The organism is Gordonia sp. N1V (assembly GCF_029269935.1).
GTDB classification, from domain to species: Bacteria; Actinomycetota; Actinomycetes; order Mycobacteriales; family Mycobacteriaceae; genus Gordonia; species Gordonia polyisoprenivorans.
Map to the genome: position 1 here is coordinate 212,779 of NZ_JARJDD010000006.1, position 15,814 is coordinate 228,592.

A 15,814-nucleotide genomic window follows, 5' to 3' on the forward strand; every position below is an offset into this window, starting at 1 on the left:
AGCGCCGACGGCTCGGCGCCTGCAAAGAGAGTGTCGGCAGTCGGTTTCAGGCGTGGTGCCCTGGCGTTTCGGATATGTGAACCGCTGACTGCTTTATATTTCGCTGACGTTAAATCCCTGGTCGCTATGCAGCGGCACGCATGATTGTGCAGCGCAAAACCCACACGTTCACACATTCGCAAGAGCCGATGAGGAGGCCCCGGAGCCGTCGTGGCGGAGCCGAGCGTTATCCGGCCTCGGTCGCGCTCAGAGGAGCGCGTCGACGAATGCCTCGGGCTCGAACGGCGCGAGATCGTCGGCACCTTCGCCGAGACCCACCAGCTTCACCGGAACGCCGAGTTCCTCCTGGACGTGGAACACGATGCCGCCCTTGGCGGTACCGTCCAGCTTGGTCAGGACCACTCCGGTGATGTCGACGACCTCGGCGAACACCCGGGCCTGGGTGAGACCGTTCTGCCCCACCGTCGCGTCGAGAACCAGCAACACCTCGTCGACGGGCGCCTTCTTCTCCACGACGCGCTTGACCTTGCCCAGCTCGTCCATGAGTCCGGTCTTGGTGTGCAGGCGACCTGCGGTGTCGATCATGACCACGTCGACGCCCGAGTCGATGCCCTTCGCGACGGCGTCGAAGGCGACCGATGCCGGATCGGCCTGTTCCTTGCCGCGCACGATGTCGGCTCCCACCCGCTCCCCCCAGGTCTGGAGCTGATCGGCGGCGGCCGCGCGGAAGGTGTCGGCGGCGCCGAGCAGCACCCGTCGCCCGTCGGCGACGAGCACTCTCGCGAGTTTGCCGGTGGTGGTGGTCTTCCCGGTGCCGTTGACGCCGACGACCAGGATCACGGCCGGCTTGTCGGCGTGCGGTAGGGCGCGCACGGATCGGTCCATCTCGGGGTGGAGCTGATCGACGAGAACACGCTTGAGCAGTGCCCGGGCGTCATCGGCGGTGCGTACCGGGTTGGTGGCCAGATCGGTACGCAACCGCTCCACGACGGCAGTCGTCGACGCGGTGCCGAGGTCGGCCATCACCAGGGTGTCCTCGATCTCTTCCCAGCTGTCCTCGTCGAGGTCGCCGGCGCCGAGCAACCCGAGCATGCTCTTGCCGATCGCGCCCTGCGAGCGCGACAGACGGCCGCGGAGCCGACCGAGACGCCCCGCGGTCGGCGCGATCTCCTCGCGAGCAGGCGCCTGGGTGGCGCCGGAGGCATCCGCCGGGGCGGCCGCCTCGGTATCGAGAGCGCTGTCGGCGGGAGCGCTGTCGGCGGGAGCGCTGTCGGTGACGTCGGGAGCGCTGTCGGTGACGTCGGGAGCGCTGTCGACGGTATCGGGGGCGCTGTCGGCGACGTCGGGAGCGCTGTCGGCGGGAGCCGGGCCGCCGTCGTCGGTGGCGTCGGGGAGGCTGACCTCGGAGATTCCACGCTTGACCGAGTCACGTGGGATGGAGGCATCGTCGCCGACGGCGGGCTGGCCGTCGGTCTCGGTGCGCTCCTGCGACGGCAGCACCGGCTCGACGGTCGGCGTCGGGCCAGGTGCCGGTGGCGGCGCGGTGGCGGTACCCGCCCCGCCCTGGCTGAAACTGAAACCCGACCCGGCCTGGTATCCACCCGATCTGTCGACCTGGGGCTTGCTGCCGTCGGTGACCTGGCTGTCGGGCTGGTCGGTGAGCGAGATCCGCCGCCGCCAGGCGAGCACGATGCCCACCACGATGAGCGCGAGGATCACGACCACCGCGATGACGATGCCGATGATGATGTCGGTGTTCACTGGTGCACAGGTCCTGTTCTCCGTCGGTCTTGCGGTCGGGGGTGTCCGTCGGGATGTGTCAGTCGGTCGCGGGTTCCGGGGTCGCGAGTTCTGGGGTCGCGGCGACCGGGACGTCGACCCCCCGCAACCGTTGGGAGATCACCGTGGTGATCCCGTCGCCGCGCATGCTGACGCCGTAGAGCGCGTCGGCGACCTGCATCGTCGGCTTCTGGTGGGTGATCACGATCAGCTGTGACCGTTCCCGCAGTTGCTCGAACAGACTGATCAGGCGTCGCAGGTTGGTGTCGTCGAGTGCTGCCTCGACCTCGTCCATCACGTAGAACGGCGACGGCCGCGCACGGAAGATGGCGACCAGCATGGCGACCGCGGTCAACGACTTCTCGCCGCCGGACAGCAGAGACAGGCGTTTGACCTTCTTCCCCGGCGGCCGGGCCTCGACCTCGACTCCGGTGGTGAGCATGTCGCCGGGTTCGGTGAGGATCAGTCGGCCCTCACCGCCGGGGAACAGTGTCGAAAACACCTGTGCGAATTCGCGTTCCACGTCGGCGTAGGCCTCGGTGAACACCTGCAGGATGCGGGCGTCGACCTCCTCGACCACCGACATCAGGTCCTTGCGGGCGGCCTTGACGTCCTCGAGTTGCGCAGAGAGGAACGTGTAGCGCTCCTCGAGTGCGGCGAATTCCTCGAGCGCGAGGGGGTTCACCCGTCCCAACGTGTTGAGGTCTTTCTGTGCCTTCTTGGCCCGTGACTCCTGGGTGGCGCGGTCGAAGGGCATCGGCGCCGGGGCCACCACCTGATCACCACGTGCCTTGGCGGCCTCGTACTCGGCCATTTCGAGCGCCGACGGCGGCATCGGCACGTCCGGCCCATATTCCGCGACGAGGTCGTCGGGCGCCATCGCGAACTGCTCGAGTACCTGCTCCTCGAGTTGTTCGATCCGCAAGGTGGCCTGCGCGCGGGCCACCTCATCGCGGTGCACGGCGTCCTTGAGCGTGCTCAACCGCTGCGAGAGGGTGTTGACGCGGCTCTTGAGTTCGTCGACGGCCGCGGTGCGGGTGGCGCGCACCTGCTCGAGTTCGTCGCGCCCGGCCTGCGCGGTGGCGACGGCGGCGGCCACCCGCTCGGACACCTCCGCAGCCGACGCGGCGACGGCGGCGGCGACCGTGGCGGCCTGCCGTCGGGCCTCGTTCTGACGGCGCACGCGCTCCCGCGAGTCGCGTTCACGCTGCGCCGCGCGCCGCAACGATTCCGAGCGGCCGCGCACCGACGCGAGGCGCTCTTCGGCGGTGCGCATCGCCAGCCGTGCCTCCATCTCGGCGCTGCGGGCCGCGGCCACCGCCTCGGCTGCCAGTGTGCGTTCGCCCGAATCGACCTCGCCGGTCGGTTCTTCGGTGCCCTCACCCTGGGCGAGTGCCAGACGTTGTTCGAGTTCGTCGAGTTTCGCGACCGTCTCGGCGCGGCCGGTCTCGACGAAGTTGCGCTGCCGGGTGAGCCGGTCGGCCTCGGCCTGCGCCGCGCGGATCTCCTGTCCGAGCCGGGCGAGATGTTCGTATGCCCCGCCCACGGCGCTGTCGGACTCGTGCAGCGCAGCGAGTGCCTGTTCGGCGGCTTCCCGGCGCTGTTGCTGTTCGGCCAACGCACCCTGCAGGGCGGCGGCAAGTTCTTCGACCCGCCGGCGGGTGGCGGCGAGGTCGGTGGTCGCGGTGTCGATCGCCGACTGGACCTCCAACGTCGACGGCCGGTGTGATGATCCGCCTTCGATGGTCGCGCGGGACACCCGGTCGCCGTCGCCGGTGACCGCGCGCACGCCGAGCGCTCCGGCCACCTCGACGGCGGCCTCGGTGCTGTCCACCAGGACGGTGTCGGCGAGGATCAGCTCGATCGCGGCCCGGACGGACGGCGCGCAGGTCACCACCGACGACGCCCACACCGCTCCGTCGGGAAGCGGGTCGGTGCGTGGTGAGGGAGTGTGGGTCAGGCCGCCGACGATCATCGACGCCCGGCCACCGTCACCGGCTTTGAGCAACTCGAGGGCGCGCAGCGCCGACGACGGATCGGCGGCGGCGATCGCATCGACCGCACCGCCGAGCGCACCGGCGATCGCGGTCTCGTAGCCGGCGTCGACGGTCAACAGCTCCGACATGGGACCGAGGAGTCCGTCGGCCACATTCTCCATCAGCCAGGCACCGCCGTCGCCTCGCTCGAGGCCCACCGACAGGGCTTCGATGCGCGCGGTCAACGACGCGATCCGCTGTTCGGCCTCGCGTTCCTCGGCCTGCAGTGTCGCGACACGCTCGTTCGACAGGTTGAGCGCGCTGACACAGCGCTCGTGGTGTTCGTCGAGGCCCTTCTCCGAGGCTTCGAGTTCACCCAACGACTCGGCCACCTCGTCCTGCTGGGTTTGCGCGATCTGCGAACGCTCGACCGCAGCGGCGATGGCCTCGGTCAGACGTGTGGTCTCGGCGTCGACCGAATCGGCCTTGGTCCGCAGATTGTCGACCTGCCCTTCGAGGCGTGCGAGGCCCTCCCGACGGTCGGCGATCGCCCGCACCGCGGCCAGATGCGCCTGCTCTGCCGCTGCGGCAGCCCGTTCGCGTTGCGCCAGTTCGTCTTTGGCGCCTTCAAGGAACTCGGCGGCGCTTTCCACCGCGGCCGTCATCTCCGCCTCGGTCTCGGCGGCCTCGTCGGCCTGGCGTTCGAGGTCCTCGGGGTCGGGACCGCTGGACGCGGTGACCGGTTCGTCGAGATAACGGCTGCGTTCGGTGGCGACGCGGGCGGTGGCGTCGACCCGCTCGGCCAATGCCGAGAGCGTGAACCATGCCTGACCGGCGGCCTCTGCGGCGGGCACCACCTGTGCGAGATGCTCTTCGTGATCGGCGAGTTCACCCGACACGGCATCGAGTTCGGCGGAGACCTCGTCCTGCTCGCGACGGATGTTGTCCTCGACGGCGGTGTGCTCGGCCATCTCGGCGCGGCGGGTCACCAGGTCGTCGGCGGCCAGCCGTAGCCGGGCGTCGCGGAGGTCGGCCTGGATGGTCTGCGCGCGGCGTGCCACCTCGGCCTGGCGTCCGAGTGGTTTGAGCTGGCGGCGCAGTTCGGCGGTCAGGTCGGACAGGCGGTCCAGGTTGGCCTGCATCGACTGCAGTTTGCGGACCGCTTTCTCCTTGCGTTTGCGGTGTTTGAGGACGCCTGCGGCCTCCTCGATGAAGGCGCGGCGATCTTCCGGCCGGGATTCGAGGATGGCCGCGAGGCGCCCCTGCCCGACGATGACGTGCATTTCCCGGCCGATTCCGGAGTCCGACAGCAGCTCCTGGACGTCCATCAGTCGGCACGAGTTGCCGTTGATCTCGTATTCGCCCGCCCCGTCGCGGAACATGCGGCGGGTGATCGACACCTCGGAGTATTCGATGGGGAGCGCGCCGTCGGAGTTGTCGATGGTGAGGGTGACCTCGGCGCGGCCCAGCGGTGGGCGGCCCGAGGTTCCGGCGAAGATGACGTCCTCCATCTTTCCGCCGCGCAGTGCCTTGGCGCCCTGCTCCCCCATCACCCAGGTCAGCGCGTCGACGACGTTGGACTTGCCGGACCCGTTGGGCCCGACCACGCAGGTGATCCCGGGCTCGAAGCGCAGGGTGGTCGCCGACGCGAAGGACTTGAAGCCCTTGAGGGTGAGCGACTTGAGGTGCACGACGGTACAGCCTACTCATCTCGGACGAGGCGGGGCCCGCCCCCGGGCCTACTTCTCGACGAATCCGGTCACACCGGCGCGCGGTGCGTCGTAGGAGTCGACGACGAGATCCACGTGCCCCGGCGTCGTGTCGGAACGCAGGAGCGCGACGAGCGCGCGCACCGCCTCGGCCGGTCCCTGGGCGACGACGCGCACCCGACCGTCGGGTTGGTTGGCGGCGTATCCGACGAGGCCGAGTTCCAGTGCGCGGGAACGTGTCCACCATCGGAACCCGACTCCCTGCACGTGTCCGTGGACGTAGGCGGTCAGCCGGATCGCATCGGCGCTATCGGCGTCGTCGGTCATCGTGGTCTCGTCCTGTCTCACTCGGTGTCGATGCGCAGGCCGACCTCGGCTCCGGCTTTGATGGTCCGCCCGACGGTGCACACCGCGTCGATCGCGCGCTCGACGACGACGAGTAGGCGTTGCGCGGCCTCCGGGTCGAGTTCGGACAGATCCACTTCGAGCACCTCGTCGAGACGCGGGTACACCTCGTTGTCCCGGTCGGCGGTGCCGCTCACCCGGATCGTCGCGTCGTAGTCGTCGCCGAGTCGTCGCGACAGCGGCCTGTCCGACGACATGCCGGTGCATGCGGCCAGCGCGATTTTCAGGAGCTCGCCGGGTGTGAAGACGCCTTCGACGTCCTCGGAACCGACGAGTACCTCGGCTCCCCGCGAGGAACGACCGGTGTAGCGACGCGTTCCGGTGCGCTCCACCCACAGCTCGGTGTGCTGATGCGGCGCGGCGGCCGCGTTGCCCTTGTCGGCCGTGCCGTGCCGGTCGGCGTGATTCTCGACGGTCATCCTGAGATCGCTCCTTCGTCCATGGTCCTCGTGGCACCCAACGTCGCGGGCGGGCCGATGCTTCCGGGGTACCGGCAACCGGCGGCGCGGGTCACATCCGTGGTCGGCGCTGACACTGCGGACAGGAGAACGAACTGCGGTTCATGAAGTGCTCACGACGCATGATCCGTCCGCACCGCCGGCACGGCTGACCCTCGCGACCATAGGCGTTGAGCGACCGCTCGAAGTAGCCGGACTGTCCGTTGACGTTGACGTAGAGCGCGTCGAACGATGTACCGCCGACCTTCAGTGCTTGTGCCATGACGTCGGCGGCGGCGTCGATCAGTTCGCGAATCTTCTTGGGCGCCAACGTGTCGGTGACCCTGGTGCCGTGCAGCCGGGCGAGCCAGAGGGCCTCGTCGGCGTAGATGTTGCCGACCCCGGAGATGATCGTCTGATCGAGCAGTGCTCTTTTGATCTCGGTGTGTCGCGCACGGATCCTCGCGACGACGGCCGAGGTGTCGAAGCCCGGATCGAACGGGTCCGGCGCGATGTGTGCGATCGACGCGGGCACGCGGGGCAACACCCCGTCGTCCGAATCCATTGCAGCAGAAGCATTCTCGGGCGTGAACGGGTCGGGCACATGCTCGTCGACGTGCCAGCCACCGAAGGTACGCTGATCGACGAAGCGCAGCTCGTTGCCGTCGGCGAGTTGTGCGCGGATACGCAGGTGGGTGTGGTCGGGTGCTCCCGCCCGTGCGATGAGCATCTGGCCGCTCATCCCGAGGTGGACGACCAGCGCGGCGTCGTCGGTGTCGTCGGCGACGTCGAGCCAGAGGTATTTGCCACGACGGCGCGCAGCGGTGACGGTCTTCCCCGCGAGCCGCGACGCGAGATCGGCGGATTCGCCCGCGTGGCGGCGTACCGCGCGGGGGTGGAGTACCTCGACCGTGGTGATCCGTTGCCCGACAACGTGATCGGCCAAGCCCAGGCGCACGGTCTCGACCTCGGGTAATTCAGGCATCGACGCTCCGGCGCGGGGTGGTCACGACGCCCCGGCGCGGTCGGTCAGGGTCTGCCAGGCCAGTGCCGCCGCCTTTTGCTCGGCTTCTTTCTTGGTCCGGCCGACACCTTCTCCGACGCTCTCGCCGGCCACCACGGCAACCGCGGTGAACTCCTTGTTGTGGTCCGGCCCGGTCGAGGAGACCTGATACTGCGGCGGCCCGAAACCGTGCTCGGCGGTGAGCTCCTGAAGTGAGGTCTTCCAGTCCAGTCCGGCACCGAGATCGCCTGCACGGTCGATGATCTCGTCGAAGAGATCACCGATGACGCGTTGCGACACCTCGAGGCCGTGTTCGAGATAGACCGCACCGAACAATGATTCGAGACCGTCGGCGAGGATCGAGTCCTTGTCGCGACCGCCGGTGAGCTCCTCACCTCGGCCCAGGTACAGGTAGGCCCCGAGCCCGTCGTCGGAGAGGCCGCGGGCCACACCGGCGAGCGCGTGCATGTTCACCACACTCGCCCGGATCTTGGCCAGCTCGCCCTCGGGCCGGTCGGGGAAACGCAGATACAGCCGTTCGGTGATGACCACGCCGAGTACCGAGTCGCCCAGGAACTCCAGGCGCTCGTTGGTCGGCAGGCCCCCGTGTTCGTAGGCGTAGGAACGATGTGTCAGAGCCAGGGTCAGCAGCTCGTCGGAGATCTCGGCGCCGAGTGCGGACAGCAGAGGAACGCACGACGGGGGTTGTTTCCCCCGACGTCTGCCTTCGCTCACTGCGGACCCCGGGACTGCTCGGGATCGGTGTCGGACGACTCCTCATCGACATCGGCGAACTTCTGGGCGAGACCGGCCCAGCGCGGGTCGATGATCTCGTGTCCGTGGCCGGGTTCTGCGGTGGCCATGCGCACACCGCACACACTGCACAGGCCCTCACAGTCCTCGGTACACAACGGCGACATCGGCAGTTCGAGCGCGACGGCGTCGATGATGGACTGCTCGAGGTCGATCCGGTCGTCGTTGATGCGGTGGATCTCGTCGGCGTCGGTGGTCTGCTCGGTCTCACTGTCGGGATAGGCGAAGAGCTCGGTCAGGAAGACGGTGACGGTCCCGTCGACGGGTTCGAGACACCGCGAACACTGGCCCTCGGTTTCGCCGCAGACCGTGCCGCTGACGAGAACTCCCTCGCTCACCGACTCGAGTCGCAGGTCGAGATCCACCTCGGACGCGGCGGGGATACCGATCATCTCCAGCCCGAGCCGTTCGGGTGTCACGGCGGTCCGGTGCACCTCGGTCATCGTCCCCGGACGACGTCCGAGAGAGCGGATGTCGAGCACGAAGGGATCACGGGCGTGCGCGGATGCCTCACCCGTGCTCACACCTGGGGTCACTGCGTTTTCGGCCACAGATGCACCATACGCCCGGGTCAGCGAATCCTCGAATGAGCTCGCCCGGCCCGTGTCGGCACCGCTTCGCGGACTCAGACCGCGAGCGGCGAAACGTCGTCGGCGGCCTCGGACCGGGCCCGACCGCGGGCCGGATCGTGGTCGACGCTGCGGGGATATTCGACGTAATCGTGCATGCCCGCGCCGGTACGCAGCTGATGGCGACCGCGGTTCACCGACCGCAGGGTGTTGGTGAGGGTTTCCTCGAATTGCGCCAGCTTCTCGTCGACGTAGACGTCGCAGTCACCGCGCAACCGGTCGGCCTCGGCGTGTGCCGCGTCGATGATGCGCTCGGCCTCGGATTTCGCGGCGGCGACGACCTCGGCCTCGGACACCAGACGCTGCTGTTCGGCAATGCCGTCGGCGACCGACTTGTCGTAGGTGTTGTTCGCGGCGTCGATGGTGCGCTGCGCCTCGGCGCGTGCCCGCCCGGTGACGGCCTCGAATTCGCGGGCCGCGCTGGACGAAAGCCGCCGAGCCTCTTCGGTCGCGTCCTCGACGAGGGACTTGCCGTGATTGCTTGCCTCGTCGACCATGCGGTCGGCCTGCGACTTGGCGTCGGCGAGGATGCGGTCGGCCTCGGCACGGGCGTGGGCGAGCACCGCTTCCGACTCGGAATCGGCGTTGCCGATCACGGTGTCTGCGTGCGAACGCGCGTCCTCGAGCATCGAGTCACGGCTGTCGAGAACGTCCTGGGCGTCGTCGAGCTCACCCGGGATCGAGTCCTTGATGTCGTCGAGCAGTTCGAGCACATCTCCCCGCGGGACCACACATCCGGCGGTCATGGGGACACTCCGCGCCTCCTCGACGATCGCAACGAGTTCGTCGAGCGCTTCAAATACCCGGTACACAGCCACCCCAATCCGGCTCACGCCAATGGTCATCTGGTGAAACGTCTGTGACTATTGTGCCGAATGGGATGTGTGTGACTAAGGAGGTCACAGTGATCGGCGTGTCGCGTGGTACGCGAACGCAACAGGGTGTGCGGTCAGTCGGGTATCCGGAACGACCCGAAGACCAGCTCCTTGCGCAGTTCGAAGCCCAGTGATTCGTAGAGGCGGATCGCCGTGACGTTCTCGGCCGCGGTGTGCAGGAACGGGATCTCACCGCGCCGAACGATCCCGTCGGCGACAGCCAGGACCAGACGCGACGCCAGCCCCCGACCCCGGTGTGCCGGATCGGTGCACACGGCACTGATCTCGGTGGCGCCGGCCGGATGTAGTCGCTCCCCTGCCATCGCGATCAACGCGCCACCGTGCCTGAGTCCGAGATAGGTGCCCATCTCGATGGTGCGCGGCAGGAACGGCCCGGGTCGGGTGCGGGCGACGAGGTCGAGCATCTCGGGGACGTCGTCGTCGGTGAGGATCACCGCCGCCGGATCCGGTGCGGACTCGACGGCACGGGCGATCATCTGCACACCGGGCAGGGCCATCGTCGTCGCCCAGCCGGGCGGCGGCGTCGGCATCGACCCCGAGATCGGCAGTGTGCCACCGGGACCGAAGAGCTCTACGGCGTCCGACCAATCCGCGGGGCCGGGATCGAGTGGGAACGCCGCGAACACCGACACGTCGCGTCGGTAGCGCAACACCCGTCCGCGCCGTTGCGCGAGATGCCGGTGGTGACCGGTCAGCGACGATCGGACCGGATCGTCGAGGACGTCGACACCCAAACGGGGCATCGGCGAAGCATCAGCCGTGCGCTCACTCATGACTCGATGATGTCCCATCGGCACGACTCCTTTTCCATCCCGCCCCTCTCTGTCCCACCCGTCTTCATCCCGGCCACCTCAGCTGTCGTTGCGCGGCAGACCGGGCGGATTCACCTGTGACGTCGGCACGGCCTCGGCGGAGAGGTTCCACGCGGCCAGCCACTTCGCGTACACACCCGTGGTGATCAGGTGGTTGATCGCGTCGGCGAGCGGCCCGACGAGTTCGTCACCCTTCTTCGTCGTGGCCGCGATCAATCCCTGCAGCGTCGACCCGGCCCCGGAATACGTGCCGGCGACACGGGTGGCTTTCGGGGTGCCCGCGGTCTGCCGGACGTGATAGGAGATGCTCGGATTCGGCGCGAGGTAGGCGTCGATCTTGCCCGAGGCAAGGGCCAGGTTGATCGAGTTGGCGTCCGGGAAGTAGACGACGTCGAGGGTCTTGCCCTCGGCGGTGAGCTTGTCCCGCCACTCCAGCAGTAGGCGTTCCTGGTTGGTGCCCGACCCGACGGCCACCTTCTTGCCCGCAAGGCTCTCGTAGTTGCGGTCGAAGTTCCAGGAGCTCGCCTTGAGCACTTCGAAGGCGATTTCGTCCTTGCGGTAGGTCGCGAAGTCGTATTTTTCCTTGCGCTCTTCGGTGACGGTGATGTTGGAGAATCCGACATCTGTTCGCCCGCTGTCGATTCCGACGAAGAGGTTCTCCCACGTGGCGTTGGTGATCACCGGTGTGAGCCCGAAGACAGCCGCTACGAGGCGGCCGAGGTCGGGTTCGGCGCCGGTCAGCGTGTGCTGATCGGACCCGATGAACGCCAGAGGCGGATACCCCGAGGGCAGTGCCCCGATCCCGATCGACAGCTCCCCGGAGTCACGCACCGCCGCCGGCAGCGCGTTGCGAATCGAATCGACCTGCGGCACAGTCACATCGATTTGGTTGGCGGCGCCGTTGGACACCGCCCCGATGACGACGTCGCCCGGCTTTCCGGATGGTTGCGCGGCGTCGGTGGAACCGCCCGAGCACGCGGTGAGCAGACCGCCGACGAGGCCGAGTGCCACGGTGACGGCACCGAGCCGCGTCGCGGCCCGGCGACGAGCGCGCGTTCGGGGGGTGACGCGATCGGCGGAACGCGTTGGTGACATGGAGTTACTCCGTTTCTGGGGTGTGACGGCAGGGAGGATGACGACGTGCCCCGGCGGGGTCGTCGACGGTGGTGGCGGTCGGTGAGTCGGTGTGTGGTGGTCGATGTGTGGCGGTCAGAGCACTCGGAGCAGGAAGTCCTTGGTGCGCTGGTGTGTCGGATGATCGAGGACCTGATCCGGGGTGCCCTGCTCGACGATGCGGCCGTCGTCGAGGAAGACGATGGTGTCGGCGACCTCGCGGGCGAAGCCGATCTCGTGGGTCACCACGATCAAGGTGGTGCCGGTGGCGGCGAGATCACGGATCACCGCGAGGACGTCGCCCACGAGCTCGGGATCGAGCGCCGAGGTCGGCTCGTCAAAGAGCAGCACCCCCGGCTCGACGGCCAGCGCCCGGGCGATGGCGACCCGCTGTTGCTGACCGCCGGAGAGCTGGCGCGGATATGCGTCGTACCTGTCCGAGAGTCCCACGCGCGCAAGGAGTGCGCGGGCAGCTCGCTCGGCGTCCGCGCGGGTGATCCGGCCGGTCGAGACCAGTGGTGCCGCGACATTCTGGCCGGCGGTGAGGTTGGAGAACAGGTTGAACGACTGGAAGACGTAGCCGATGCGGCGTCGCTGTCGCAGGATCTCGCGTTCGGGCAATTCCCGGAGACGGCCGCCGGTACGGCGGACGCCGATCAGTTCGCCGCCCACGCTGACGTGGCCTGCGTCGAGCCGTTCGAGATGGTTCACGGCACGGAGCAGGGTCGACTTGCCCGAGCCCGAGGGTCCGAGGATCACCGTCACCTCTCCCGGGCGGATCGTGAGGTCGATGCCCTTGAGGACGTGGTGGTCGGCGTAGAAGCGGTGGGCGCCCACGATCTGCACCTCGGCACCGGTCGACGTCGTGTCCGGTGTGATGGCGGCGCGCGTCATGCGGCACGCTCCCAGGGACGCAGGGCGATGCTCCGGCGAGCGCCGGCAACAGCGAACCGCAATCGCTGTATCGGCGTGGGGGGCAGGGTGCGGACCGCCCCTCGCGCGAAGTAGCGCTCGACGTAGAACTGCACGATCGAGACGGCGCTGGTGAGGATCACATACCAGACCGTCGCCACCATCAGCAGTGGGATGATGTCACCGGAATAGGTGCTCGACTGGGTCGAGACCACGCCGAACAGATCGAGTAGCGACACGTAGTAGACCAGCGATGTCGACTTGATCAGCCCGATCAGCAGATTCACATACGACGGCACGATGGACCGCAGAGCCTGCGGCAATGTGATGCGCAGAAAGTGATACCGACGTGGAATGCCCAGTGCGGCAGCGGCTTCGTGTTGGCCCGCGTCGACCGACAGGATGCCGCCGCGCACGATCTCGGCGGCGAACGCCGCCTCGTGGACGGTGATACCGATGACGGCGATCAGGAACGGGGTGGCGAGATCGGCCTCGGAGAAATGAAACAGTCCCGGGCCGAACGGAACACCGATACTCAGACTCTGGTAGAGCGCCCCGAAGTTGAACAGGATGAGGAGCAGTACGATCAGCGGGATCGATCGAAAGAACCAGACGTAACCCCAGCTGACCGCCGCGAGCACGGGATTGTTCGACAGCCGCATCAGCGCCAGGACGATACCCACGGCCAGGGCGAGCACCGCACTGTACGCTGCGACCTCCAAGGTGACTCCGAGGCCTTCGAGAATGACGGGGCGAAAGAACCAGTACCCGAACCGATCCCATTGGAAGAACGCGTTGGTGGCCAGGCCGTGGACCAACTGCGCGCCGACGATGAGCACGATCGCGGCGAGAACCCACCGGCCGGGATGACGCAGGGGCGCAACGCGTTCGGCGACCGGCGGCGTAGTCGTGCCCGCCGACGACGGGTGCGAGTCCCCCGACGGCGCCGGGTGTGGATCGGCACTCGTGGACGGCGATGGGGCGGACATGTCGGCACTCTCCTCCAACCGGGGAACGGGGCACGCGAGGAGAGGCGTGCCCGACGACACCCCGGGCGTATCCCGCGGGTACCGACGACCACGACGGCACGACGACTCCTCACGAAATCGTTGTGGCCGTTTCCATCACGCTTATCGGGACATTCCCGATCCGGTCGTCACCTGGGGCACCCCACCGCGATGCGAGGGTTGCCGGTCAACCAGCCAGGGCTTGACGTTGACGCTCATGACCGTCTCGCTCACGCTAATACCGCGCGCCGCAGCGGTCAGTATTTACATTCGTCGATGAGTGAAAGTCTCGTGGCGTCGGCGTCGGACACCATAGTCGTCTGACGCTGCGTTATTCGTCTGACGCTGCGTTCCTCAGACCTGCGTTCGTCAGACGCTGCGTTCGTCAGACGCTGCGTTCACCGGCCAGGATCGCCTCGAGGCGCCGGTGGATGTGAGGGGAGAGAAAAGGTGTCACGTCGCCGCCGAGCTTGGCGACCTCTTTCACCAGCGAACTCGAGACGTGCGCGAAGCGCGGATCGGTCAGCAGGAACACGGTCTCGACGTCGGCCAGCTCACGATTCATCTGCGCCATCGGAAGCTCGTAGTCGAAGTCCACCGACGAGCGCAGACCCTTGACGATGGAGTGGATCGCGTTCTCTCTGAGATAGTCGACGAGCAGGCCGGTCCACTGATCCACCCGCACATTGGGCAGATCGGCGCAGTCCTCCCGGATCAGTTCGAGCCGCTCCGGGACCGAGAACAGGCCGCGCTTGTTGGGATTGACGACAACGGTGACCACCAGCTCGTCGAAACACGCAGCAGCCCGCTCGACGACGTAACGGTGGCCGCGCGTGAAGGGATCGAAGGAGCCGGGGATCACCGCACTGGTCATACTCTGCAGAACCTACCCGGCCTCCCCGCCGGTGACTCGCGCGACCTGCACCGTGGTGTCGCCGTAGGACTTGTCGGTGACGACCTCCCAGCCGACCGGCCATCTCGTCGTGGCCCGGCGGCCCCGCTCGAGGACCAGTAAGCCACCGTCGGCGAGCCAACCGCCCGCGCCGAGCGCCGCGAGGTCACCGTGCACCTCGTCGTCGGTGAGTGCATAGGGCGGGTCGGAGAAGATCACATCGAAGCGACCCGTCACACCTACTCGGGCCGGGACCTCCGCTCGGGCCGGGCCGGCCAGGAACGCCGACACCGGTGCGGTGATCACCCGGCCCACCTCGGCGACGCCGAGCGCCCTCAGGTTGGCGGTGACGACAGCGGTGGCGCGACGACGGCTGTCGACGAACACGGCCGAGGACGCGCCACGGGAGAGTGCTTCGAGGCCCAGCGCACCGGACCCGGCATAGAGGTCGAGGATGGCGGCACCCTCCAGATCGATCCGGGCGTCGAGAATGTTGAACACCGCCTCGCGCACCCGATCGGAGGTGGGCCGGGTCCCGGCGTCGGGAACCTTCAGTGGTCGTCCGCCGTGGCGGCCGGCGATGATCCGGGTCACCGAACCATTCTCCCATTGCCGATTCGGTTGAGCCGTCCCCCTCGACGGGCGGCGCCACCGGGTCGTCACCGCGGTCGCCGCCGGACAATTCGCCCACCCGCAGCGAGTCGTCGCAAGCGTTTGTGTCCCGCATCACAAATACCGGATGAACTGGGCATTGAGGGGGCATTTCCCCACCGATTTACGCAGGCAGGTGAATTCGTCGACACACGTTGTTAACGTCGAATGCGTTATGAGCCCGTCCCACACAAGAACGGCCCCATCACCCCTTCTCACTCTCGACTACCGGGTTCCCTCGGTGGCCGACGGTACCCGACTCTGGGAGATTGCCAAGGACTCCCAGGTGCTCGACGTGAATTCCAGCTACGCCTACGTACTGTGGTGCCGAGACTTCGCCGAGACGTCCATCGTCGCCGAGGTCGACGGCCGCACTGCAGGATTCGTCACCGGATATCGACGTCCCTCCGACCCGTCGACCCTCATGGTCTGGCAGGTCGCGGTCGACGACGCGTATCGCGGTCACGGGATCGCAGCAACGATGCTGCATCGACTCTTCGATCGTGCCGCACGACGCGGGGTGGTGGCCATGCACACCACCATCAGCCCCGACAACGTTGCCTCGCAACGATTGTTCGCATCGGTGGCTGCCGCTCGCGGACTCCGATTCGCCCGGCGCGACCTTTTCGCCGCCGGCGACTTCCCAAACGCACACGAGCCCGAGGACCTCTATCTGCTCGAGCCCGAGGTTCCCGAACCCTGATCCCGGGCAACAGGAGTCGGCTCCCGAGCCGGTCCTGATCCACCAGCCACACGGTCAAAGATGGGTCCGCACAACAT

General features: G+C 67.8%; 15 protein-coding genes and 1 riboswitch. Of the genes, 1 reads left to right on the forward strand and 14 read right to left on the reverse strand.

Annotated elements, in window-relative coordinates:
• Positions 1–246 precede the first annotated feature (246 nt).
• The 14 genes from ftsY to rsmD form a co-directional block, all read right to left on the reverse strand.
• Positions 247–1,761: a signal recognition particle-docking protein FtsY gene (ftsY, locus tag P3L18_RS10615; protein WP_276114051.1), complete on the reverse strand. Its 1,515-nt coding sequence runs from the start codon at positions 1,759–1,761 to the stop codon at positions 247–249.
• A 58-nt stretch (positions 1,762–1,819) separates the two neighbouring features.
• Positions 1,820–5,446: a chromosome segregation protein SMC gene (gene smc, locus P3L18_RS10620; protein ID WP_276114052.1), complete on the reverse strand. Its 3,627-nt coding sequence runs from the start codon at positions 5,444–5,446 to the stop codon at positions 1,820–1,822.
• 48 nt (positions 5,447–5,494) lie between these two features.
• Positions 5,495–5,791 carry an acylphosphatase gene (locus P3L18_RS10625; RefSeq protein WP_014359739.1) on the reverse strand — a complete coding sequence of 99 codons (297 nt, stop codon included), beginning with the start codon at positions 5,789–5,791 and terminating at the stop codon, positions 5,495–5,497.
• Between the two features lie 17 nt (positions 5,792–5,808).
• A complete protein-coding gene (locus P3L18_RS10630) occupies positions 5,809–6,288 on the reverse strand; it encodes an OsmC family protein (RefSeq protein WP_006371293.1) in 480 nt (159 codons plus the stop codon).
• A 91-nt stretch (positions 6,289–6,379) separates the two neighbouring features.
• Positions 6,380–7,291 carry a bifunctional DNA-formamidopyrimidine glycosylase/DNA-(apurinic or apyrimidinic site) lyase gene (gene mutM / locus P3L18_RS10635; protein WP_079929455.1) on the reverse strand — a complete coding sequence of 304 codons (912 nt, stop codon included), beginning with the start codon at positions 7,289–7,291 and terminating at the stop codon, positions 6,380–6,382.
• A gap of 21 nt (positions 7,292–7,312) precedes the next feature.
• Positions 7,313–8,044, reverse strand: a complete 732-nt coding sequence (gene rnc, locus P3L18_RS10640; protein WP_006371291.1) for a ribonuclease III — start codon at positions 8,042–8,044, stop codon at positions 7,313–7,315.
• Positions 8,041–8,673, reverse strand: coding sequence for a DUF177 domain-containing protein (locus P3L18_RS10645; RefSeq protein ID WP_006371290.1), 633 nt, complete (start codon positions 8,671–8,673; stop codon positions 8,041–8,043). The genes rnc and P3L18_RS10645 overlap by 4 nt, the downstream gene beginning before the upstream one ends.
• Before the next feature lie 74 nt (positions 8,674–8,747).
• A complete protein-coding gene (locus tag P3L18_RS10650) occupies positions 8,748–9,563 on the reverse strand; it encodes a DivIVA domain-containing protein (RefSeq protein WP_014359736.1) in 816 nt (271 codons plus the stop codon).
• A 137-nt stretch (positions 9,564–9,700) separates the two neighbouring features.
• The gene (locus P3L18_RS10655; protein WP_216354232.1) at positions 9,701–10,420 is read right to left on the reverse strand and encodes a GNAT family N-acetyltransferase; all 720 of its coding nucleotides are present in this window, start codon (positions 10,418–10,420) and stop codon (positions 9,701–9,703) included.
• Between the two features lie 78 nt (positions 10,421–10,498).
• Positions 10,499–11,554, reverse strand: a complete 1,056-nt coding sequence (locus tag P3L18_RS10660) for an ABC transporter substrate-binding protein (protein ID WP_276114053.1) — start codon at positions 11,552–11,554, stop codon at positions 10,499–10,501.
• 114 nt (positions 11,555–11,668) lie between these two features.
• Positions 11,669–12,466, reverse strand: a complete 798-nt coding sequence (locus tag P3L18_RS10665) for an amino acid ABC transporter ATP-binding protein (RefSeq protein ID WP_079929451.1) — start codon at positions 12,464–12,466, stop codon at positions 11,669–11,671.
• A complete protein-coding gene (locus tag P3L18_RS10670; RefSeq protein WP_014359732.1) occupies positions 12,463–13,473 on the reverse strand; it encodes an amino acid ABC transporter permease in 1,011 nt (336 codons plus the stop codon). The genes P3L18_RS10665 and P3L18_RS10670 overlap by 4 nt, the downstream gene beginning before the upstream one ends.
• 132 nt (positions 13,474–13,605) lie before the next feature.
• A riboswitch (SAM riboswitch) is annotated at positions 13,606–13,714 on the reverse strand.
• A gap of 162 nt (positions 13,715–13,876) precedes the next feature.
• Positions 13,877–14,365: a pantetheine-phosphate adenylyltransferase gene (coaD, locus tag P3L18_RS10675; RefSeq protein WP_006371284.1), complete on the reverse strand. Its 489-nt coding sequence runs from the start codon at positions 14,363–14,365 to the stop codon at positions 13,877–13,879.
• Positions 14,366–14,377: 12 nt separating this feature from the next.
• Entirely contained in the window at positions 14,378–14,977 is a 600-nt protein-coding gene (gene rsmD / locus P3L18_RS10680) for a 16S rRNA (guanine(966)-N(2))-methyltransferase RsmD (protein WP_079929450.1), read from the reverse strand.
• 232 nt (positions 14,978–15,209) lie between these two features.
• On the opposite strand from rsmD, the gene ectA reads away from it, so the two are divergent.
• Complete coding sequence (gene ectA / locus P3L18_RS10685) at positions 15,210–15,737, forward strand: diaminobutyrate acetyltransferase (protein ID WP_276114054.1); 528 nt, start codon at positions 15,210–15,212, stop codon at positions 15,735–15,737.
• The last annotated feature ends 77 nt before the right edge of the window (positions 15,738–15,814 follow it).